The sequence below is a fragment of the Pantoea sp. M_9 genome, from assembly GCF_008631385.1.
Taxonomy (GTDB): Bacteria; Pseudomonadota; Gammaproteobacteria; order Enterobacterales; family Enterobacteriaceae; genus Pantoea; species Pantoea eucrina.
In genome coordinates, this window is record NZ_VWUF01000001.1 from 373,221 (window position 1) to 393,853 (window position 20,633).

A 20,633-nucleotide genomic window follows, 5' to 3' on the forward strand; every position below is an offset into this window, starting at 1 on the left:
GCGGCTATACGTATTCATGCGCCCCTGACCGAATCATATATCGCGGTTATACGTTTCGATGCGCCTGAAACCAGGGCGGCATAAATGCCGCCCCTACAAAGCGGCGCGTCAGACATTATCCTGCTACTGCTCGTTCGCTGACCGATCCCAGTACTGATATTTATAGGCGGAGGTAAGATGACGCTCGATAGTGCCTTTAGCAAACACCTCTTTTTCGTGCAAAAAACTCAGCGTACAGTTGCCGGCTTCATCCCAGAGCTGACAGGTGTCAGTGGAGTGAAGCGTACTGACCGATGTGGTCGCCAGCCCGCTTAATCCCAGCTCGCGCCACTGCTTATCGTAACGCCAGATCTCCCGACTGCGCGCGCTTTGCGTCTCAACCACCCGATCCTGCGCATTCCAGCGCCAGCGGTTTTCACCGTTATTCTGTTTATCGCTGCCGCGCGTGACGCTCTTCTGCACCCGCAGTCGCGGGTCGTAATGATAGGCGATCGCTGCGGAACCCTTACTGCCCATATTCACAAATTTGTCGGTGGCGCTGATGATGTTTCCCTGCGGCCCTTTACGCCAGCTTAGCGTACCCTGTCGCTGATCCACCACTTCTTCACGCCCCGCCTTAATCGCAGTAACCCGCCAGGCGTAATCCGCTACCCAGCCGCGCTGCACGCGGGCAATATGCTGCTCCATGCTCAGCACAATATTCCCCTCGCGCTTATCGTAGCTGATATCAGCCACCATCAGGTCGCCGCAGCGGTCAAACTGGCCCAGCACGCGTTTCTGGGAGTCAACGTCTTTACCAAATTCCCCGGCAATAACCTGCCGCACCGCCCCTTTTGCCGCGCCGCCAAGCAGGATCCAGAGGTTGCTGCTGCTGATGTTGTGGCTGAGCGGCGGACAGGGAGCGGTGGCCGCCTGCGTCGGGCAGGCAGCTAAATATGTCAGCAACAGCGTGGCACAAAGGTGGCATTTCATAGGGTTATCCGCATGGAGCCATCTGTTAAGCAAAGCACCTTTTCCGCCAGATCGCTATGGTGATGGCGGGCGGAGGAGAAAATTATGCCGGGTGTAGCAAATATAAAGGGAGTGAATCAACCGCAGAACAGGCCAGGTTTGCCGGCAGCCGGCTCACCTGCGCGTTCTTAACGGCATAAAAAAAACCCCAGCAAATGACTGGGGCGTGGTACTTGCAAACATCACGTCAGGGTTGGTGGCGTGCTGTGCGGCAAAATCGATAGCGGATCAGGCGACCCGGTTGACGTTCATCTGCATCATGCTTTTCATGGCTTCTATTACATCACCATCAACGCAGGAACGGCTGAATTCATCGGTTTCTGCTTCGGCGCACATTGAAACGCCTGCTTTGCGGTAGCGCATAGGCGAAGCGACAGCGCGACTGGCTGAGCTGTGCACCTCCTGCAAGCCGCAATCCAGAAACTTCTGCAGATTGCTCAGGCGTACACCAGCACCGGCCATAATGATTGGACCCGTGCTTAATTGATTAAGTTCCCTGAGTAGTGCAATTCCTGTTTCTGCACTCTGCTGCTGGCCTGACGTAAGGATGCGCGCGACACCCAGATCGGTCAGCACCTCCAGCGCCCGCCTGGGGCTGTGGCACAGATCAAACGCCCGGTGAAACGTCACGGCCAGGCCATCGCACAGTTGCATAATCTGCTGCATACGCGGCACATCGATATGCGCATCTTCATCCAGAATGCCCACAACGACGCCGGGAAAGCCCCATTCGCGTATCTGCGCGATATCCGATTTCATAATGTCAAACTCCAGACGGGAGTAGCAGAAATCGCCGCCGCGTGGCCGGATGATGGGATGTACCGGAATAGTCAGCTCGCGCAGCGCGGCCTGCAGCATGCCCGCTGACGGCGTCAACCCGCCCTCGCGCGGGGCGCTGCAAAGCTCTACGCGATCGGCACCGGCGCGCTGGGCGGTCACTGCGCAATCAATGCCGTAGCAACAAATTTCCAATTTCGTCATCGGTCTCTCCTTATCACGACTGCTGGCTCAGAGGGGGTAGCTTAGGTTAACCTGTTACTCACTCATTTTACGTGGAAAGCGCACTATGGTATTCGATTTTGATCAACGGATAGACCGCGGTCACAGTGATAGTCTTAAATGGCACAAATATCGTGACCGTGATGTGCTGCCACTCTGGATTGCAGATACCGATTTTCGCTCGCCACCCTGTATTATTGAGGCCATTCAAAAGCGAGTAGCACACGGCGTATTCGGTTACGGTGTCACGCCTGCCGGACTGACAGAGATTATCGTGCAGCGTATGGCAGAGCGCTATAACTGGAGTATCAGGCCGGAATGGATAGTGATATTGCCGGGTGTCGTAAGCGGGCTTAACATTGCCGTGCGTGCTTTTACCGCTGCCGGAGAACGTACCGTGGCGCCTGCGCCTATTTATCCGCCGTTTCGCGGCGCTTCCCGACTGGCCGATCGTGCGCAGCTCAGTCTGCCGCTGCAGCGGACAGAAGATCGCTGGGTCATGGACATCGATCGGGCGGAGATGACGGGCAACGAGCGACTGCTGATGCTGTGCAACCCACAAAATCCCGGCGGCACGGTGTACCGGCGCGATGAACTCTCCCGCCAGCTCGCGTTTGCACAGCGCCACGATCTTATCGTCTGTTCAGATGAGATCCACGCCGATCTGGTGCTTACGCCGGGCGTGCAGCATACGCCGTTTGCCGCGCTGAGTGAGGATGCCGCACAGCGCAGCATAACGCTTATCTCCCCCTCTAAAAGTTTCAACATCGCCGGTCTGGGAGCCTCTATGGCCATTATTCCCGATGATACGTTACGCCGGCGTTTTAAGCAGGTGCGTGAGGGGATCGTGCCGGGCGTGGATATTCTGGCACTGGTTGCCGCCGAAGCGGCGTGGCGCGAGGGTGATGCGTGGCTGCAGGCGCAAATTGCCTATCTGCGCGCAAACCGCGACTGGCTGGCGAGCCGCATTGATGCTCTGCCCGGCCTCGATATGGTTGTGCCGGACGCGACCTATCTCGGCTGGATTGACGCCAGCGGCCTGCAGAGTGAAAACCCGGCGCGCTATTTTGAGCAGTACGGGCTCGGCTTCTCGCCCGGAGGCGATTTTGGCGATGACCGCTTTGTCCGCTTCAATTTTGGCTGTACGCGCGCCACCCTGCAGGAAGCGGCAGCGCGTCTGAAACAGGCGGTGGAAGCCCGGCGTTAATCGCGCTCGCTGGCGACAATCTCTTCAAGTCGCCAGGGGTGAAATTTAATCGTGGTTTCACCATCGGTGACGGCCAGCACAGGATTAGGCAGGCGTTCATTCTCGCCCTGCGGCGCGCTGGTTTTAAAAGAGATATCGGGCTGCGTCAATGCCGCATCAGAAAGCAGTGCCATCGCGCGCATGCCCAGCGTTTCCGGCTCACCGCGCAGCACGATTTCGATATGTTCCCAGCCCTCGTGCCGGTAAAGCTTCGCGCCCGGCCAGGGCAACTCAATCACATCAATCTGCTGCCCTGCCAGCGTAACCGGCTGCCGCAGTTTAAACAGACAGATCGGGCGACCGTTAATCATCGCTTCTGAAAAGAGTTCACCAATCTGCAAAAAACCGCGCTTCCAGCGTTCGGCGGTAGCGAACTGATGACAGCGCACGGCCAGATGATCAATCTCCTTTGCCTGCAGTGAAAGTCCGAGTCGCGCAGAAAAAGCCTGCAGCGCCTGCTCAAAACGGCAAAAATCTTCTGTTAAGTCGTCCAGCTCCGGGGGAAAGTCCAGCTTCATTACCTGAAACCTCTATGTCTGTTCAGTGAAATTAATCATTAAAATCAATATGCCAGCTTTTTCAGCCAGGCAAAACCTTCGGATTCATCCGATTTAGCCAATAAAAACCGTCAAAACCGGATAAAAACAGGCTTACATTCAGATTATTCGCTCAATCAGGGCCAGGCTTAACTTTATAAAAACAAGCTAAGCTTATGATTAAATTGACGAATCTTTACACAATGAGATAACTCTTATTTGGCCGCCAATGAATTGCAGATAACCCCCCTTTCTTATAAATTTGAGTTTCTACCTCACAAGGAACGGCTCTATGTCTATGCTCATTGTTGTCGCGGTTCTCATCGCCTTAACGGGATTCGCTATTTCCCGCCACTGGAAGGTGCGTGAAGACAAAAGCGTCAAAAACCCTCGTCGTCACCCGCGCCGCCGTTAATCGGCGCGCGGTTTTGCCGTCAGCCGACCGGTCCGGGCCGACTGCTGTTGCTGACGCATCCTAACATTTCACGTATACTTCCCCTCTCTTTTTTTCCGTCCCGACACAAGCGCGGGATGATGGTATCGGCTCGTCCTCTGCTGACGGGCCTTTTCAGCATATGAAGGTAACGCGGTGAATATTCAGGCTCTTCTTTCCGATAAAGTCAGTCAGGCGATGCGTGCAGCGGGTGCGCCCGACGATTGCGAACCGCTGGTTCGTCAGTCAGCTAAAGTCCAGTTTGGTGATTATCAGGCGAACGGCATCATGGGCGCGGCAAAACGGCTGGGCCAGGCACCGCGTCAGCTGGCTGAACAGGTGGTGAAGCATCTGGATCTGACCGGCATTGCCAGCCATACCGAGATTGCAGGGCCTGGCTTTATCAATATTTTCCTTGATCGCCAGTGGCTGGCACAGCAGGCCGCGCAGGCGCTGCAGCAGCCCGATCTCGGCGTCAGCAAACCTGAACCGCAAACCATTGTTATTGACTATTCGGCACCCAACGTGGCGAAAGAGATGCACGTGGGCCACGTGCGCTCCACCATCATCGGCGATGCGGCGGTGCGGACGCTGGAGTTTCTGGGTCACAATGTGATCCGGGCTAACCACGTCGGCGACTGGGGTACGCAATTTGGCATGCTTATCGCCTATCTGGAAAAGCAGCAGAATGAAGATCATGCTGATATTGCTCTCGCCGATCTGGAAGCATTTTATCGCGAAGCAAAGCGTACTTACGATGAGGATGAAGCGTTCGCCGCGCGCGCGCGCAGCTATGTCGTCAAGCTGCAGGGCGGCGATGAGTATTGTCGCGCCATGTGGAAAAAGCTGGTTGATATCACCATGAGTCAGAATCAGCTGGTTTATGACCGTCTGAATGTCACCCTGACGCGTAATGATGTCATGGGAGAGAGCCTCTACAACGATATGCTGCCAGGCATTGTCGCTGACCTGCGTGAAAAGGGTCTGGCAGTCACCAGCGAAGGCGCGACGGTGGTTTTCCTTGATGAGTATAAAAACAAGGAAGGCGAACCGATGGGCGTTATCATCCAGAAAAAGGATGGCGGCTATCTCTATACCACTACCGATATCGCCTGCGCGAAATATCGCTATGAAACGCTGCACGCCGATCGCGTGCTCTACTATATCGACTCGCGCCAGCATCAGCACCTGCAGCAGGCATGGACCATCGTGCGTAAAGCGGGCTATGTGCCAGCTTCGGTGCCGCTTGAGCACCACGCCTTCGGCATGATGCTGGGCAAAGATGGCCGTCCGTTCAAAACCCGCAGCGGTGGCACCATCAAGCTGGCGGATCTGCTGGATGAAGCCGTTGAACGCGCCCACACGCTGGTCAGCGCTAAAAATCCGGAGATGTCGCCGCAGGAACTGGCCGATCTGGCGGAAATTGTTGGCATCGGCGCGGTTAAATATGCCGATCTCTCCAAGAGCCGTACCACAGATTACATTTTCGACTGGGACAACATGCTAGCATTTGAGGGCAATACCGCGCCTTATATGCAGTATGCCTATACCCGCGTCCTGTCGGTGTTCCGTAAAGCGGGTCTGGATGCAGAGACTCTGAGCGGTGAGATTACGCTGACGGATGAGCGCGAAGCGCTGCTGGCCACGCGCCTGCTGCAGTTTGAAGAGGTGATCACGCAGGTTGCGCGTGATGGTACGCCGCATGTTATGTGTGCTTATCTGTATGACCTGGCCGGACTCTTCTCCGGCTTCTATGAGCACTGCCAGATTCTGGCGGCTGAAGAGGCGTCCGTACGCAATAGCCGCCTGCAGCTGGCGGCTCTCACTGCGAAGACCCTGAAACAGGGGCTGGATACGCTGGGGATCAAAACCGTCGAACGGATGTAATGACGGCAGCTGATAAAAAACCCGCCTTGTGCGGGTTTTTTGTTATTACCGATAGTTTACGGTCACTTCACTGCTGAGCACCCGCAGACCCGGCGGCAGCGCTCCCTGCCCCTGAAAGCCAAACGCCAGATAGAGCGGCTCTTCGGCCGGGATCAGCGCCAGACCGCGCGTGGATCCGCTGGCGCCATCCAGCTCCACGCAGCGCTGGCTGGCGCAGAGGCGCACCACCAGCCCGGACGGTGCCGGACGACTGAGCTGATAGCGCCAGTTCACCACGGCGATGTTGCCGGGTGCCGCAGAAGGCGCCCTGAGCGCTGGCGATAACAGCCAGCTGCCGCGTGCCCCGAGTCCGGGACCGCTGACGCTGGCGCTCCACGCACCGGTAGCGGCTATGCCCGCCAGCGGTGTGAGCAGCAGCAGCAGCAGCAGCATTAACGGATAGCAGCGCCGCATTATTTGCCTCCAATCGTGGCGGTCATACGGATCTGGCGATTGTCACTCAGCTCCAGATTGGAGAGCACCACCAGCTGCGGCAGGTTACGCCGCAGGAAGCGCGCCAGCAGCGCACGCAGCGGATGGTTCACCAGCAGGACCGGCGGCGCACCGCTCATCTCCTGCTGCTGCAGCGCCGCCTGTGCCTGCATCAGCAGACGATCGGCCAGCCCTGGCTCCAGGCCACCGCCGCCCTGCAGCGCCTGCAGCAGCAGACGCTCCAGCATGGCATCCAGGCCGATAACCTGCACCTCTCCGCTGCCCGGGAACCACTGCTGGGTGATCGCTCGCCCCAGCGCCACGCGCACTACGCTGGTCAGCTCCTGTGGGTCGCTCTGCACCGGCGCATGCTCCGCCAGCGTTTCGATGATGGTGCGCATATCCCTGATTGATACCCGCTCGGTCAGCAGGTTCTGCAGCACTTTATGCAGCGTGGTCAGGCTGATTACCCCCGGCACCAGATCTTCCGTCAGCTTCGGCATCTCCTGGGTAACGCGATCCAGCAGCTGCTGCGCTTCCTGCCGGCCAAACAGCTCGCTGGCGTACTGCCCAATCAGATGGTTGAGGTGCGTTGCCACCACGGTGCTTGCCTCGACCACGGTATAACCCTGAATCTGCGCCTGCTCTTTCAGGGCGCTGTCGATCCAGATCGCCGCCAGGCCAAATGCCGGGTCAACGGTAGGCTCGCCCGGCAGGCTGCCGGCCGCGGTGCCGGGGTTGATGGCCATCCAGCGGCCAGGGTAGGCGTCACCGCTGCCAATCTCCACGCCTTTCATCAGAATGCGATAGCGTGCAGGCGGCAGCTCCATATTGTCGCGGATATGTACCACCGGCGGCAGAAAGCCAACCTCCTGCGCCACTTTTTTACGGATGCTGCGGATACGGCCCAACAGCTCGCCATTCTGGGTATGGTCAACCATCGGAATGAGGCGATAGCCCACTTCCATTCCCAGCGAATCCTCCAGCTGAACGTCGGTCCAGGAGGCCTCAACCGTGGCGGGCGTCTCCTGGGTTTTCATCAGGCTGGCTGATTCAGGCTGCTTCTTCGGCTGCATCTCGCGGCCGCGCAGCCACCAGGCAAGCCCGAGCAGCGCGCCGGTAAACAGCAGAAAGACAAAGTTAGGCATACCGGGCACCAGACCAAGCAGGCCGATTACTCCGGCGCTGAGCATCAGCACGCGCGGATTATTAAACAGCTGCCCGACCATCTGCTCGCCAACATCCTGGTCAGTGGCGACGCGGGTGACGATGACACCTGCCGCCGTCGAGATCACCAGCGCCGGGATCTGCGCCACCAGGCCATCACCGATGGTCAGCAGCGTATAGGTCTCACCGGCGTGGCCAACATCCATTCCATGCTGCACAACGCCCACCAGCAGGCCGCCGATGACGTTGATCACCATGATGAGAATACCGGCGACGGCATCCCCGCGCACAAACTTGCTGGCACCATCCATTGAACCGTAGAAATCGGCCTCCTGCGTCACCTCTGAACGGCGACGCTTGGCCTCATCTTCGCCAATCAGACCGGCGTTAAGATCGGCATCAATCGCCATCTGCTTGCCGGGCATTCCGTCCAGTACAAAGCGGGCGCCAACTTCCGCAATACGTCCGGCGCCTTTGGTGATGACCATGAAGTTGATGATCACCAGAATGATAAAGACCACGATACCGATGGCAAAGTTACCACCGACCAGAAAGTGGCCAAACGCTTCCACGACGCGCCCCGCTGCGTCGGCCCCGGTATGCCCTTCCAGCAGAATGATACGGGTGGAGGCGACGTTCAGCGCCAGGCGTAATAGCGTTGAGAACAGCAGTATGGTGGGGAACGCCGCAAACTCCAGGGTGCGCTGGGTGAACATCGCCACCAGCAGCACCATGATCGATAGCGCGATATTAAAGGTAAACAGCAGATCGAGGATGAAAGCGGGCAGCGGCAGCACCATCATCGACAGGATCAACATTATCAGCACCGGTCCTGCCAGCACCTGCCATTGCGTCTCTTTAAAACTGCCCGGTAAACGCAGCTTTTCGGCCAGATTAGCCATCGTCTCTGTTCTCTCCTGCAAAGTCCATCTCTGCCGGGACCGGCAGATGCTTAGGTTTGGTCGGGATCAGGCCGCCTTCGCGCTTCCAGCGCCGCAGCTGCCAGACCCAGGCCAGCACTTCCGCTACGGCAGCGTAAAGCGCACCGGGGATAAACTGACCAATTTCAGTATGCCGATAGAGCGCTCGTGCCAGCGGCGGCGCTTCAAGGATCGGCACACGGTGCTCTTTTGCGACTTCACGGATGCGCAGCGCAATGTCACCTGCGCCTTTCGCCACCACTTTTGGCGCATTCATCTTGCCTTCCTGATACTGCAGCGCCACCGAGTAGTGCGTCGGGTTCGTCACAATCACGTCAGCTTTCGGTACATCAGCCATCATGCGGCGACGGGCCGCCGCGCGCATCGCCTGGCGGATCCGCCCCTTCACGTGCGGGTCGCCCTCATTCTGTTTATGTTCGTCGCGGATCTCCTGACGCGTCATGCGCAGCTTTTTGAAATAGCTGTAGAGCTGCCAGAACACATCAAAACCGACCATCGGAAACAGACCCAGCATCACCAGCCCGCAGCTGGTGGCGACCATGCTCAGGCCGTGATGCAGCGCGTTAACGGGCGATTCCGCGATCAGCCGCAGCATCTCCTGCCAGTGGCTCCAGAGATACCAGCCCGCTACCACCCCTACCAGCACCGCCTTGAGGATCGCCTTAACCAGTTCAGCCGCGCTCTGGCCGGAAAAGAGGCGTTTTATGCCTGGCAGCGGGTTGAGCTTCTTAAAATCGAGTTTGATCGACTTACCGCTGATATGAATGCCGCCCAGCGCCATTGGAGCCGCCATGGCAACAATCACCAGCCCGCCCATCAGCGGCAGCAGCGCAACCACCGCCTGCATGACCAGATTGCCGATATGCGCCACGATAATTTTGTCATCGTTCACCATACCGTGATCGAAGCGAAAGCCGGTTGCCACCATACGGGCAAGCTGCGTGGCCATGTGGGAACCGCCAAGCCAGAGGATCATCAGCCCGGTCAGCAGCATCAGCACCGATGTCAGCTCGCGCGATCGCGGGATCTGCCCCTCTTCCCGCGCTTTCTCAAGTCGGTGGGGGGTGGGCGATTCTGTTTTGTCCTCGCTGCTACTCTCTTCAGACACAGCACACCTCAGCCGGCATAAATTCTGAGTACAGGATGACAAACTTACCCGGGAGTGAAGCGCGGATTAAACGACGAAATAACCTGCTTATTGCGTCATAAGTAAAATCGTTGTTGTGTCCTGTCTGTTTTATCTGCAGAAACGGCGTATAAAAGACGTGACGCGATCGGCGTTTTAGGGATCTGAACAGGCGCGGAAAATCTTAAAATGAGAATTTTCTGCAAAGGCTTCACATTATTAATCTCACCGCAAAACATAAATTTTCCTAATTATTTATCCCGGACACGCTTTTATCCCAAAAGATTCTTCGCCACCCGTCCTGCACGATACCGGATGAAGCGTAAAGGTCGCTTAACTGTTACAGCCCTTTGCAGACCACCTTTGCGGCTTCAGGCGCGATGTCATCGCGCTAACACGCAATTTACCACGATGCAATAGTTTGAATTCTCAAAAGTCTTAGGTAGACTGAGACGCACGTTGTCCTGAAGAGATCTGGCTGTTTTTCGTGGTTTTTTCGCAACACACTGTGTTCATATTCGCCGGGTACGCCCACTGTTACTCTGCAATTAATCTGATGGAATGATAAGGATGATGGTGAAAAAAACGCTTATGCTTACGCTGCTGGCGACCCTGACGCTGGCCGGGTGCAAAACCCCGCCGCCGGCAGTGACAGAGGATACGCTGGTAACCAGTACGGTTAACGGCGTTACCCTGACGCATCGTTATGCGGTTGCCGCGCCGGCAGAGTTCACCCCCGTCAACGCATCCTGGCGCGCACTCTACGCCGCTTCCGTTATGACCACCCCTGACTACGGCGGTAAAGTTGTGCGCTACCTTGATAACGCCCAGCGCTTTGAAGTGCTTGGCCGGGTTGAGCATAACTGGCTGGCGATTGCTGAAGAGCCTGAAGGCCAGCTGATAGGCTATATCCCCCCCAAAGCGGCCGTTGAGACCAGCCGCTATGACGCCACGCTGCGCAGCGATCGCCCGAAACCGCGTCGTGCTAAACAGGTGTGCGTGGCAGTAGGCGGTGCCAGTAAGGCGTGCCGCACCACTGATACCGCGACCTGGATCCTGGATTGAGTCAACAATCTGGCGCATATTGGCGACAGTCATACCGCAGTTTATGGCAAAATAGCGCCGTCATCGCCAGGAAAAACGAGAGTTAATGATGCAGGATCCCATTGCCCGCGAGGATATCAGCGCGGGCAACGATAACCTTTTGCTGAACGCCGCCGCCCCGGTGCTGAATGCTGTTGTCCGCATCCGGCAGGCTGCCACGCATGACGATCCGGCCGGGTTGCGCCAGCTGCTGATTGATGAGATCCGGCTGTTTGAACAGCGCTGCAAGCAGGCTGGCCTGCCGTTTGAGATGATCATCGGCGCGCGCTACTGTCTTTGCAGCGTGCTGGATGAAGCGGCGGCACAGACGCCATGGGGGACGCGCGGCGTCTGGTCAGGCAACGGCATGCTGGTGAGCTTTCACAATGAGAGCTGGGGGGGTGAAAAATTCTTTCAGCTTCTTTCCCGCGTTTCACAAAGCCCGCAGCAGCATCTCTGGCTGCTGGAAGTTATTCACTACTGTCTGCTGCTGGGATATGAGGGTCGCTACCGCGGCAGCGAAAGCGGCCGTACGCAGTGTGAAGGGATCCGCAAACGTCTGGCGCAGCTGATCCACGACGCGCGCGCTGCAGAGAGTAGCTCCGCAACGCCGCTGGTCGAAGTGCATCCGTTAGTGAACAGCCTGACGCGCCCGATGGTTCCGCTCTGGGCCTGCGCCACCGTGGCGGCGCTTATCGCCTGCATGGTTTACAGCATGCTCAACTGGCGGCTCGGCAATGCGGCTGAACCGCTGCTGCGCGATATCTATCAGACTCCCCTGCCGCAGATCATGCCCGGACGACGCCCCGCTTCACCGCAGGCGCTGCTCGATCTGCGCCAGCGCCTGAATGATGTGATTGCCGCCGGCCAGCTGGAAGTCAGCGATGGCGCTTTTGGCAGCAAAGTCATTATCCCCGCCGACAAACTTTTTGTTCCGGACGGCACCGTTGTAAACCCGGTCGGCCGCGCGCTGCTGGCACACGTCGCCAGCGCCATGAAAAGCGTCAAGGGAACCGTTCTGGTTTCGGTCTATACCGATAACCGTGCCGTCGATGGCCGTTTCGCCTCCAGCTATGAATTTTCACTGACCCGCGCGCGCGCCATTACGCAGCTGCTGACAACGCAGCTGGCGTCGGGGCAGAGCGTTAAAGCTGAGGGGCGCGGTGACAGCAATCCGCTGCTGCCTAACGACAGCAGTGAAAACCGCGCCCGCAACCGCCGGGTTGAGATCACACTCTTTGCCGCGCCGGAAGCTGCGGCTACCCCGGAGGGCAAACGCTGATGCGCACATCTGTTCGTCACCTGCTGACTCATCGCCTGCTCTGGAGTCTGATTGGTGTTACCGCCCTCAGCTGCCTGGTGTGGATGCTTGGCCCGCTCTGGGTCTGGGGTGAGGCCCGCCCGCTGGAGCCGATCTTCTCCCGGCAGCTGGCCGTGGCCCTGCTCTTTTTTTGCTGGACGCTGTTTCAGCTTATTCCGGCAATATGGCGCGGCTGGTTCAATAGCAAGCTGCTGAATCGCCTGCAGAGCATGAGTCAGGAAGAGCTCTCCGATCGTCACTCCACCGAACAGGTGCTGGCACAGCGCTTCAGCGAAGCCGCGCTGCGTCTGAAACGCACGCAGTTTGGTCGCCATCATCAGAAAAGCTGGCTGGCGCGTTTTCAGAGTCACTACCTTTATGAGCTTCCGTGGTATCTGATTGTCGGCGCGCCGGGCGCAGGCAAAACCACCGCGCTGCTGAACGCCGGCCTCGCTTTTCCCCTTACGGATACGCACGGCAATAGCGCGGTGCGTGGCGTAGGCGGCACCCGTCACTGCGACTGGTGGTTTACCGACAGTGCTGTACTAATCGACACCGCCGGGCGCTATGCGCTGCAGGAGAGCCAGCGCGCGCGCGACAGCGCCGAGTGGCAGAGCTTTATTAACCTGCTGAAGCGCTACCGCACGCGTCAGCCAATTAATGGTGTGATCCTGACCATCAGCGTGGCTGACCTGCTGACCGACACCGCAGAGGCGCGTCATGCGCAGGCCACGGCGCTGCGCTGCCGCATGGCTGAGCTGCATCAGCAAACCGGTATCCATTTTCCGGTCTATATCATGGTCACCAAAACGGATCTGCTGAAGGGATTTCTGAGCTTTCATGCGGGCCTCAGTAAGCCGCAGCGGGATGCCATCTGGGGATTTACTTTTCCCTGGGAGCCGGGCAAACCTCACAAAGATGAGTGGCAGAGCAGTTTTACGGCACGTTTTCAGCGGCTTGAGCAGCAGCTCAGGCAGCAGCTGGCGGAGCGCATGGCGGCCGACCGCGATCTGACGCAGCGCGCTGACAGCTTTCTCTTTCCGCAGGAGTTTGGTTCCCTGCGCCCGCTGCTTAATGAGTATCTGGACGTGATCTTTTCCCGTCATGAAGAGGATATTGCCTGGTCCGCCCGCGGGCTGTTTTTTACCAGCGGGACTCAGGAAGGCCTGCCGTTTGACCGCATTATGGGCGCCCTCAATCGCAAGCTTCAGCTGCCGCAGAGCGGTGACCACACCCTGGCAGCCTGGGACAGCGTTAACCGCAGTAATCCTATTCCGGGCAATAAAGGCCAGAGCTACTTTATCCGCGATCTGCTCAGCGAACTGGTTTTTCGCGAAAGCGGCCTTGCCGGCAGCAACCGCCACTGGGAATACCGCAATCGTCTGCTGCACTGGATCGGCTATGGCGCGCTGGCGGGTGCGCTGATCCTGCTGTGCGGCTTGTGGCTTACCAGCTATGTGCAAAATCAGCGCTATCTTGATCAGGTGGCAAGCCGTATTGCGCCCCTGACGCAGCAGAGTCAGCAGGTTACACATCAGCCCGTTGATAATATTTTTGATCTGCTACCCTTCTTAAATAACCTGGTAAAGCTGCCGCTGTCCGAACGCTTTTCGCTGGACAATCCGCCGCTTACTATGCGCGCCGGACTCTATCGCGGCACGCAGGTCAGCGACGCGGCCTGGGTGCTTTATCAAAATGCGCTTAAGTCTCTGCTGCTGCCGCGGGTAGCGCAGCAGATCACGCATTTGCTGCGCGACGATCCCGGCACCGATAACGCTTACAGCCGCAACGCGCTGCGCGCCTATCAGATGCTTTATCAGCCACGTAATTACGACGGCACGTTTCTGCGCAGCTGGCTAATCGAAAATCTGCAGCGGACGCTGCCGGCCGATGTCAGCGTGCGCGATCTGCAGCAGCTCGACTGGCATCTCAGTCAGCTGCTCGATCAGCAGATACAATCTTCACCCTATGCACGTGATAACGCGCTGATGATGCGCAAGCTTGCAGAAAACCTGAAACGGGCGGGTCAGGAGAGCAGCGTGCTGGCGACCGCGCCAGAGGCCTCTGCCGGACAGCACCCGCTATAGTGAATGACGGTGAGGTAATCATGGCGAACCACAGCGTGCCGGGCTGGTATGGCAAACTTCCTGCTACCGGTGATTTTTTGCGGCAGCGCCTGAGCGAGGCCACGGTCTCCCCCTGGAGTCACTGGTTTCAGCAGGGGCTCACCCACTGGCATCAGCAGCAGCACGCCAGCACGCAGCTCTTTTTGCGCGCGCCGGTGTGGAACTTTGTTCTGCCGCTGTCGCCGCTGCGTCAGCAGGTGCAGATGGGCTGCCTGCTGCCCTCGTGCGATCGCGTGGGACGCGCCTGGCCGCTGCTGGCTCTGCGCACGTTTACGCTGAACGAGTGGCATCCGGCGCAGCTGACTATCTCCGGCGACTGGTTTCGCGAACTGGGCGGGCTGCTCTGGTCAGCGGTACGCGATTGCACTCTGCCGGAGAGCCTGGAAGCAGAGATGCAGCAGCTCTCACCCCTGCTGGTGCCCGGCAATCAGCGCAGCGATATTATGGATGTCATCGGGTTTGCGGATCTTCCCTGCACTTTGAGCTGGCAGGAAGTGGCAGAGCGGTTTGAACCGCAGCAGCATATCAGCTACTGGTGGAGCAACCGCAGTGACGGCTTTGCCCACGCCACCCATAAACACAGCGGCCCGCTGACCGCAGAGCTTTTTTCACTGTTATTTAACCCGGCGGCGGGTGCGCAGCCGGGACGTAATGGCCTCTATCCACCCATGTTTGAATAAGCCGGCGCGTTTGCCTTGTTAACGGGATGACTCATGCAATTTACCTTTGTGCAGTGCGATACGGATGTGCCCGCCAGAAGCGTCACCTTTATGCCGCCTGGCGGCACCATTGGCCGCAGTCAGGATAACGATCTGATCCTGCCTGATGAGACGCGCGCCATCTCACGCCTGCAGGCGCTTATTCATCTCTCTGCCGAAGGGGAATGCCGTCTGACCGCACAGGGCAGCGTGACGGCGATTGAGCTGAATGGTCAGGTGGTGCAGCGGGGTGCCCAGGCCCTGCTGCAGCATGGCGATCGGCTGCAGATTGGTCAATACAGGCTGGAAATTACCGATCCTGCGCATCAGCCCGCGCTACAGGACGATCCGCTGGCGTTTTTTAGCGAGGACGCCAGCGATCCGCTTGGCATGCAGCAGGAGGCGGTCCTGAGCGCTGAGCTGATGCCCGAATCCCCTGCCCCGGTACGTCCGGAGCGGCGGCCCGATCCGCGGCTGGCTATCGATCCTGCCCGCGACAGCGCACCGCAAACCCGTCTGCCTGCAGAAGCCGGAGAGGAGAAGCTTATCGCCGCTCTGCTGGAGGGAATGGGGCTCAATAATGGTCATCAGACATCGCTCGGTGAAGAGCAGATGCGCGTTACCGGCCGTATGCTCAGCCTGTTTTCTCAGGGAACCGTTGCCCTGCTCTCCTCGCGTTCAATTCTTAAGCGCGGCGTGAAAGCGGATATGACCATGATTCTGAACGAAGCCAACAATCCGTTTAAGATCCTGCCGTCCGGCAAAACCGTGCTGATGCAGATGTATCAGAGCCAGATGCCGGGTTTTATGCCGCCTGAAGCCGCAGTGCGCGATGCGCTGGTAGATTTGCAGGCGCATCAGCTGGGCATGATCGCCGGTATCCGGGCGATCATTGCTGCCATGCTGCAATCGTTTAATCCGCAGCGGCTGGAAGATCGCGCGCGTGAGGATGGCGCTCTGCCTAAAATCGCCTTCAGCAGCGGGCGCAAGGCTGCCCTGTGGGACGCCTTTACGCGACACTATCAGCGCACCGCCGGCGAAATCGAGGATGACTTCCATACGCTGTTTGGCGAAGCGTTTCTCAACGCGTATGACATGGAAGTTAATCAGTACAAAGATTCACAGACGCGGACGGATGAGACATGAAAATGATGTTTGCCAGCCGCTGTCAGCAGGGCCGGCGTGACGAAAATCAGGATCGCACCGGTGCGCAACTCGACGACGAGCGCGCCTGCTTTCTGGTGTGTGATGGCGTAGCCGGATTACCCGGTGGCGACTATGCAGCGCAGCTGGTGCGCGATACGCTTCTCAGCGCGGTGCAAAACAGCCGCAGCTTTACGCCTGCCACCACCCAGGCAGCTGTCACCCTTTGTCAGCAAACGCTGGCGACAGAGCAGGGGAAGAATCCGAAATTTTCCCGCATGAGCACCACGCTCGCGGCGCTGTTTATTGACCGGAAAAAACAGCGTGCATGGTGGGCGCACGCTGGTGACAGCCGGGTTTATCACTTTCGTCATGGCACGCTATGTGAGGTAACCCGGGACCATAGTCTGGCCCAGCATCTGCAAGAGGCAGGCTATGAAAATTCCGGCATTAACAGTAATTTACTTTATAATGCCCTCGGCACTGAGCCGGTACGCCCGGTGACCTTCAGCAGCGCGATTGACCTGAACGACGGCGATGCGTTTCTGGTCTGCACGGATGGCTTCTGGCTCAACCTGACCACGCAGGAGATGGAACAGGCGTTACGCATGGTTAACGCCTGTGAAGAGTGGCTGACGCTGATGGAACAGGCGGTCAATCGCAGCGAGAAGCAGGATAACCTGAGCGCGCTGGCGATCTGGATTGGCGAACCGCAGGATGCCACGCTGCTTTACTCTCAGGCTGATGCGGCGCGCTTTGTGCCGCCTCACTATTGATTTGCAAGGATCCCTATGAAAGTGTGGTTGTCGGGTATTGCCGCCCTGCTGCTGGCCCAGAATGCACAGGCAGAAGATTATCGTGTGGTCTATTCGCCCAGCCTGGCGCTGGAGGTCTGGATCGACAATGTTGCCAGTAAAGCGCCCGACGACTGGTGCAAAGAGACGCTGCCGTTGCGGATTGTATCGGGTAAAAGCAGCGACACGCGCATTCTTGCCAGCTTTCTGCCCCGGGTAGGCACACTACTGGCGAACCAGTGCGGCAGCCTTGACGAGCTGCCGTGGCAGATGACGACCAAAGAAGGCAGCGTGCTGGCGAACGGCAGCGCAGCAAAACTGCAGAACTGGCGCCCGATTATTTTGAATGACGCAACCGCCAGCGCCAGCAGTACCACCGCCGCACCGCTGGATCTCTCCCGACCGGCGGACAACACGCCGCTGCAGCACTTTGCGCTGCCCGGAGGCTGTCATTTCCGCACCTGGTGGGATGACAAAGGCGCTTCGCTGTTTATTCCTGATGCGCCGGCACAGCGCTGCTCAACGGAAGGCTGGCTGGAAGGCGCAGCCAGCATAACCCTGCTGAGTAAAGGCGAACCTGCGACGCTGCCGGTGACCTTTTATCAGGGATATCCGGTCGCCAGCCTCGCAGCTGGCACCAAACCGCTGGAGATTGTCGCGGTCAATAAACAGCGAATGATTGTGACCCGGCCGGATGCTGCCGGGAGTTGGCTGGTGTTGCCGTTTGATGCGCGAGAGCATGTCTGGCGCTTTGGCGGTACCCTGCTGATTCAGATGGATAAAAAAGCTGGCAGTGACAGCAGCACGGTAAAAGCACAGGTCGATCGTTTACGCGGCATCTGGTCGCCGCAGTTTATGCCACAGCAAAAAGTGACAGTGTTACTCATTGACACCCTGCATGCGGATCTCGCCGATCCGGCTATCGGTGCCTGGCGTAACATTAATTAATCAGCGATCGCTGCCTGCTGCCCTGCGGCAACAGGCACTACAGGATGTGTTCAGAGAACTCACTATGTCGGCAAACGAAAATCATATCCCTAATGCCCTGCCTGCGGGCTACCGGTTTAACGAGTTTGAAATCAGGGACGTCGTGGGCGGGGGCGGCTTTGGTATCGTCTATCGCGCCTGGGATCACCAGCTGGAACGGTTTATCGCCATTAAGGAGTATATGCCGCAGTCGCTGGCCGTACGTGCTGCCGACATGTCGCTTGAACTGCGTGGTGAGCGCTTTCAGAAATTATTCAACGCGGGCCGCAACAGCTTTATCCAGGAAGCACGCCTGCTGGCACGCTTCAATCATCCGGGGCTGCTGCACGTGCTGCGCTTCTGGGAAGAGAACGGCACCGCCTATATGGGCACGCTGTTCTATAGCGGCATGACGCTGAAAGCGTGGCAGGCAAGCCAGTCTGACGCCGTTGATGAAGCCTGGATCCGTCGCCTGCTTCCGCCGCTGTTTGGAGCCATCAACACCATCCATACTGCCGGCTATCTGCATCGCGACATCTCGCTGGATAATATTCAGATTCAGGATAACCAGCTGCCGGTACTGCTCGATTTTGGTTCAGCGCGCAAAGAGATCGGCAATCTGTCAGATGAAACTGAAATCATGCTGAAACCGGGCTTTGCACCCATTGAGCAATATAGCGAAGAGGGTGAAGTCGAACAGGGTCCGTGGACCGATATCTACGCGCTGGGTGCAGTATTACACACGCTGATTACCGGCCATGCGCCGCCGGTCAGCGTAGTGCGCTGCATTGAGGATAATTATCAGCCGCTTGCCGTCACCCGGCCTGAAGGCTATTCCCTGCCGCTGCTGCACGCCATCGACTGTGCGCTGGCGATGAAGCCTCAGGAGCGTCCGCAGACCATCGACGCCTTTGCGCAGCTAATCGATCTGCCGGTGAGCGATGCCGAAGCGCTCAGCACGCCGCTGCCGGTTGTAGCCCTGCCCGCCGGGCTGCCGGATACCGCCGCAGAACCGGAACCTCCGCTGGTGGCGATTAATCCCGCCGCTGCCGCCGCTGAGCCGATCGCTGGCGGTGCAGCAGGCCGGCGCGTCTCGCCGGGTATAGTGGCGCTGGCTGCTGTGGCGCTGCTGGCTGTGGGTCTGGTCGTGTGGCAGACAGTGCGTCACAGTGAGACGCCGCCTGTCGCAGCCGCGCCGGAAGCCGCTGCGCCGGCAGCGACGAAGGTACCGGCGGCGGCCAGTGCGCCTGCCATTGCCACGCTCTATCTGCAGCTGCAGGCAGGCGAAAGCGTCGTGCTGAATGGTGAAGTACAGGATGTGAAAGCCGCCAGCAGCGGTTTTGCGTCACTCAATCTCGCTGCCGGCAGCTATCGTCTTGAGGTGCGGCATGGTGATCAGGTGCGCAGCCAGGCCCTGACGATCAAGCAGCCTGGTACCTGGCTCATTAACCCCGGCAATTAAGCCTGAGGTGCGGTGCGCTGCTGCAGCGCCCTTACCTCAGCGGCAAGACGCGTCAGCGCGGCTTCCTGCATGCCGCGTCTGACCAGCTCCTGCTCAAGTGAGAAAAGGTACTGCGCATTGGTGCCGAGCGGCCCGCTCGCCTGCGCAATCAGCGGTGCAATGGTACTTCGGCAGGAGTCATCCTCATACAGCGGATGACGCGGATCCATGATGAACACTAACGCCGTAACGCGGCGTTCATCCTCCAGCTGCAGCTCACACCAGGTGGGCAGATAGCAGCCGGTGATCATCTCACGCTTCCAGAGCAGCTCCAGCTCTTCATGCAGGCGCGCCTCCGGCAGACGAAAGGCCAGGCCGCTGGTGCTGCCGCCCTCTTTCAGCGCCAGCATGCGTCCAGGCGCGGCCTCGGTGCCCCGTCCGGCGGTGAGCCGCAGACAGAACGCGCGATGCCACCCTTCCAGGCGCCCTGAAGCCACCTCCTCCGCGTCAAACACCGGGTTCCACATCAGCGAACCATAACCAAAAATCCACACCGGACTTTGATCGGGCCGGCAGGCGAGCGTAGCAGAAAGCGAAGCGGCGCGCTTTTCACAGCTCCACAGTAGCGCCTCATCGATATCACCAAAGGATGTTTTGCAATCGGCTTTAAGTAAGAATTCCCGGGTTAACACTGCGATCTCCTCTACTGCCCTGGCATCCCGCACGCCTGGATCCCGAACCGGTATCCTGAAAACGACGCGCCTCGGCACAGTCAGAAACAGTAATGCATTCATTGCTGCGGTTTCAAGATTGTCCTGACGCTTTTCACATAAAGAACTGTTTCAGAGTATCGGCTGGCGGGAAAAAATAATGAGAGGATTAAAACCGGGGATGATGCGGGCTGTTCAGGCCCGCAGCGGAAACTACTTTTTCGGATGCCACTTGTCGTCGTCACCTTTCACGTAGTCATGCTTCACTGCCGCCCAGGCGACCTTGTGTGCGACCTCTTCCCGTGAGGCATCGCCCCGCCGATCCTCTTTATCTTTGTACTGATCCCAGGCGCTGTTAAACGCGTTCTGGTAAATGGTTTGAGCATGAGCCGGCAGCACATGACGCACGCTGTCCGGCAGTTCACTGGTTGATGAATAAGGCATAGCTCCTCCGGTGGCAGTTATCTCTTAAAGTCTGGAACAGCTTAGCTAAAATGCAAACCCTCTCTTTTGCCGCTCATGGTTAAATCGAATNAAAAAACCGCCTGACATCGC

Annotated in this window: 19 protein-coding genes; 11 read left to right on the forward strand and 8 right to left on the reverse strand. The window is 58.3% G+C overall.

The annotated features are described in order from the left end of the window. Positions 1–123: 123 nt before the first annotated feature. Both F3I15_RS01695 and cutC read right to left on the reverse strand, forming a co-directional pair. Positions 124–972: a hypothetical protein gene (locus F3I15_RS01695; RefSeq protein ID WP_150016314.1), complete on the reverse strand. Its 849-nt coding sequence runs from the start codon at positions 970–972 to the stop codon at positions 124–126. Between the two features lie 267 nt (positions 973–1,239). Continuing rightward, a complete protein-coding gene (gene cutC / locus F3I15_RS01700) occupies positions 1,240–1,992 on the reverse strand; it encodes a copper homeostasis protein CutC (protein ID WP_150016315.1) in 753 nt (250 codons plus the stop codon). Between the two features lie 85 nt (positions 1,993–2,077). Here cutC and F3I15_RS01705 point away from each other — a divergent pair, with 85 nt between their 5' ends. Next, positions 2,078–3,217 carry a MalY/PatB family protein gene (locus F3I15_RS01705; RefSeq protein WP_150016316.1) on the forward strand — a complete coding sequence of 380 codons (1,140 nt, stop codon included), beginning with the start codon at positions 2,078–2,080 and terminating at the stop codon, positions 3,215–3,217. On the opposite strand, the gene F3I15_RS01710 is transcribed toward F3I15_RS01705, so the two are convergent. After that, complete coding sequence (locus F3I15_RS01710; RefSeq protein WP_150016317.1) at positions 3,214–3,774, reverse strand: VOC family protein; 561 nt, start codon at positions 3,772–3,774, stop codon at positions 3,214–3,216. The two genes, F3I15_RS01705 and F3I15_RS01710, sit on opposite strands and share 4 nt — an antisense overlap. Before the next feature lie 310 nt (positions 3,775–4,084). Here F3I15_RS01710 and F3I15_RS18400 point away from each other — a divergent pair, with 310 nt between their 5' ends. Together F3I15_RS18400 and argS are read left to right on the forward strand one after the other, a co-directional pair. Next, entirely contained in the window at positions 4,085–4,207 is a 123-nt protein-coding gene (locus tag F3I15_RS18400; RefSeq protein WP_255402039.1) for a hypothetical protein, read from the forward strand. Between the two features lie 174 nt (positions 4,208–4,381). Beyond that, positions 4,382–6,112, forward strand: a complete 1,731-nt coding sequence (argS, locus tag F3I15_RS01715; RefSeq protein WP_150016318.1) for an arginine--tRNA ligase — start codon at positions 4,382–4,384, stop codon at positions 6,110–6,112. A 45-nt stretch (positions 6,113–6,157) separates the two neighbouring features. On the opposite strand, the gene F3I15_RS01720 is transcribed toward argS, so the two are convergent. The 3 genes from F3I15_RS01720 to flhB are packed head-to-tail and all read right to left on the reverse strand — an operon-like array spanning position 6,158 to position 9,799. Further along, positions 6,158–6,565 carry a flagellar protein FlhE gene (locus tag F3I15_RS01720; RefSeq protein WP_150016319.1) on the reverse strand — a complete coding sequence of 136 codons (408 nt, stop codon included), beginning with the start codon at positions 6,563–6,565 and terminating at the stop codon, positions 6,158–6,160. Beyond that, positions 6,565–8,652 carry a flagellar biosynthesis protein FlhA gene (flhA, locus tag F3I15_RS01725; protein ID WP_039384912.1) on the reverse strand — a complete coding sequence of 696 codons (2,088 nt, stop codon included), beginning with the start codon at positions 8,650–8,652 and terminating at the stop codon, positions 6,565–6,567. The genes F3I15_RS01720 and flhA overlap by 1 nt, the downstream gene beginning before the upstream one ends. Next, the gene (gene flhB, locus F3I15_RS01730; RefSeq protein WP_039384913.1) at positions 8,645–9,799 is read right to left on the reverse strand and encodes a flagellar biosynthesis protein FlhB; all 1,155 of its coding nucleotides are present in this window, start codon (positions 9,797–9,799) and stop codon (positions 8,645–8,647) included. The genes flhA and flhB overlap by 8 nt, the downstream gene beginning before the upstream one ends. A gap of 594 nt (positions 9,800–10,393) precedes the next feature. On the opposite strand from flhB, the gene F3I15_RS01735 reads away from it, so the two are divergent. The 8 genes from F3I15_RS01735 to F3I15_RS01770 all read left to right on the forward strand — a co-directional run bounded on the left by F3I15_RS01735 (position 10,394) and on the right by F3I15_RS01770 (position 19,389). Then, positions 10,394–10,882 carry a hypothetical protein gene (locus tag F3I15_RS01735; protein ID WP_039385979.1) on the forward strand — a complete coding sequence of 163 codons (489 nt, stop codon included), beginning with the start codon at positions 10,394–10,396 and terminating at the stop codon, positions 10,880–10,882. A gap of 85 nt (positions 10,883–10,967) precedes the next feature. Further along, the gene (gene icmH, locus F3I15_RS01740) at positions 10,968–12,182 is read left to right on the forward strand and encodes a type IVB secretion system protein IcmH/DotU (RefSeq protein ID WP_150016320.1); all 1,215 of its coding nucleotides are present in this window, start codon (positions 10,968–10,970) and stop codon (positions 12,180–12,182) included. Further along, entirely contained in the window at positions 12,182–14,287 is a 2,106-nt protein-coding gene (gene tssM, locus F3I15_RS01745; RefSeq protein WP_150016321.1) for a type VI secretion system membrane subunit TssM, read from the forward strand. The genes icmH and tssM overlap by 1 nt, the downstream gene beginning before the upstream one ends. A gap of 20 nt (positions 14,288–14,307) precedes the next feature. After that, positions 14,308–15,006, forward strand: coding sequence for a type VI secretion system-associated protein TagF (tagF, locus tag F3I15_RS01750; RefSeq protein WP_150016322.1), 699 nt, complete (start codon positions 14,308–14,310; stop codon positions 15,004–15,006). A gap of 33 nt (positions 15,007–15,039) precedes the next feature. Further along, the gene (tagH, locus tag F3I15_RS01755; protein ID WP_150016323.1) at positions 15,040–16,170 is read left to right on the forward strand and encodes a type VI secretion system-associated FHA domain protein TagH; all 1,131 of its coding nucleotides are present in this window, start codon (positions 15,040–15,042) and stop codon (positions 16,168–16,170) included. Continuing rightward, on the forward strand, positions 16,167–16,943 hold the full coding sequence (locus F3I15_RS01760; RefSeq protein WP_150016324.1) for a PP2C family serine/threonine-protein phosphatase: 777 nt from the start codon (positions 16,167–16,169) through the stop codon (positions 16,941–16,943). The genes tagH and F3I15_RS01760 overlap by 4 nt, the downstream gene beginning before the upstream one ends. Before the next feature lie 15 nt (positions 16,944–16,958). Further along, a complete protein-coding gene (locus F3I15_RS01765) occupies positions 16,959–17,909 on the forward strand; it encodes a hypothetical protein (protein ID WP_150016325.1) in 951 nt (316 codons plus the stop codon). A gap of 64 nt (positions 17,910–17,973) precedes the next feature. Continuing rightward, complete coding sequence (locus tag F3I15_RS01770) at positions 17,974–19,389, forward strand: serine/threonine-protein kinase (protein WP_150016326.1); 1,416 nt, start codon at positions 17,974–17,976, stop codon at positions 19,387–19,389. On the opposite strand, the gene F3I15_RS01775 is transcribed toward F3I15_RS01770, so the two are convergent. Both F3I15_RS01775 and chaB read right to left on the reverse strand, forming a co-directional pair. Next, a complete protein-coding gene (locus tag F3I15_RS01775; RefSeq protein WP_190314873.1) occupies positions 19,386–20,060 on the reverse strand; it encodes a gamma-glutamylcyclotransferase in 675 nt (224 codons plus the stop codon). The genes F3I15_RS01770 and F3I15_RS01775 overlap by 4 nt on opposite strands. 231 nt (positions 20,061–20,291) lie before the next feature. Continuing rightward, positions 20,292–20,522 carry a putative cation transport regulator ChaB gene (gene chaB, locus F3I15_RS01780; protein WP_039384929.1) on the reverse strand — a complete coding sequence of 77 codons (231 nt, stop codon included), beginning with the start codon at positions 20,520–20,522 and terminating at the stop codon, positions 20,292–20,294. Positions 20,523–20,633: the final 111 nt, after the last annotated feature.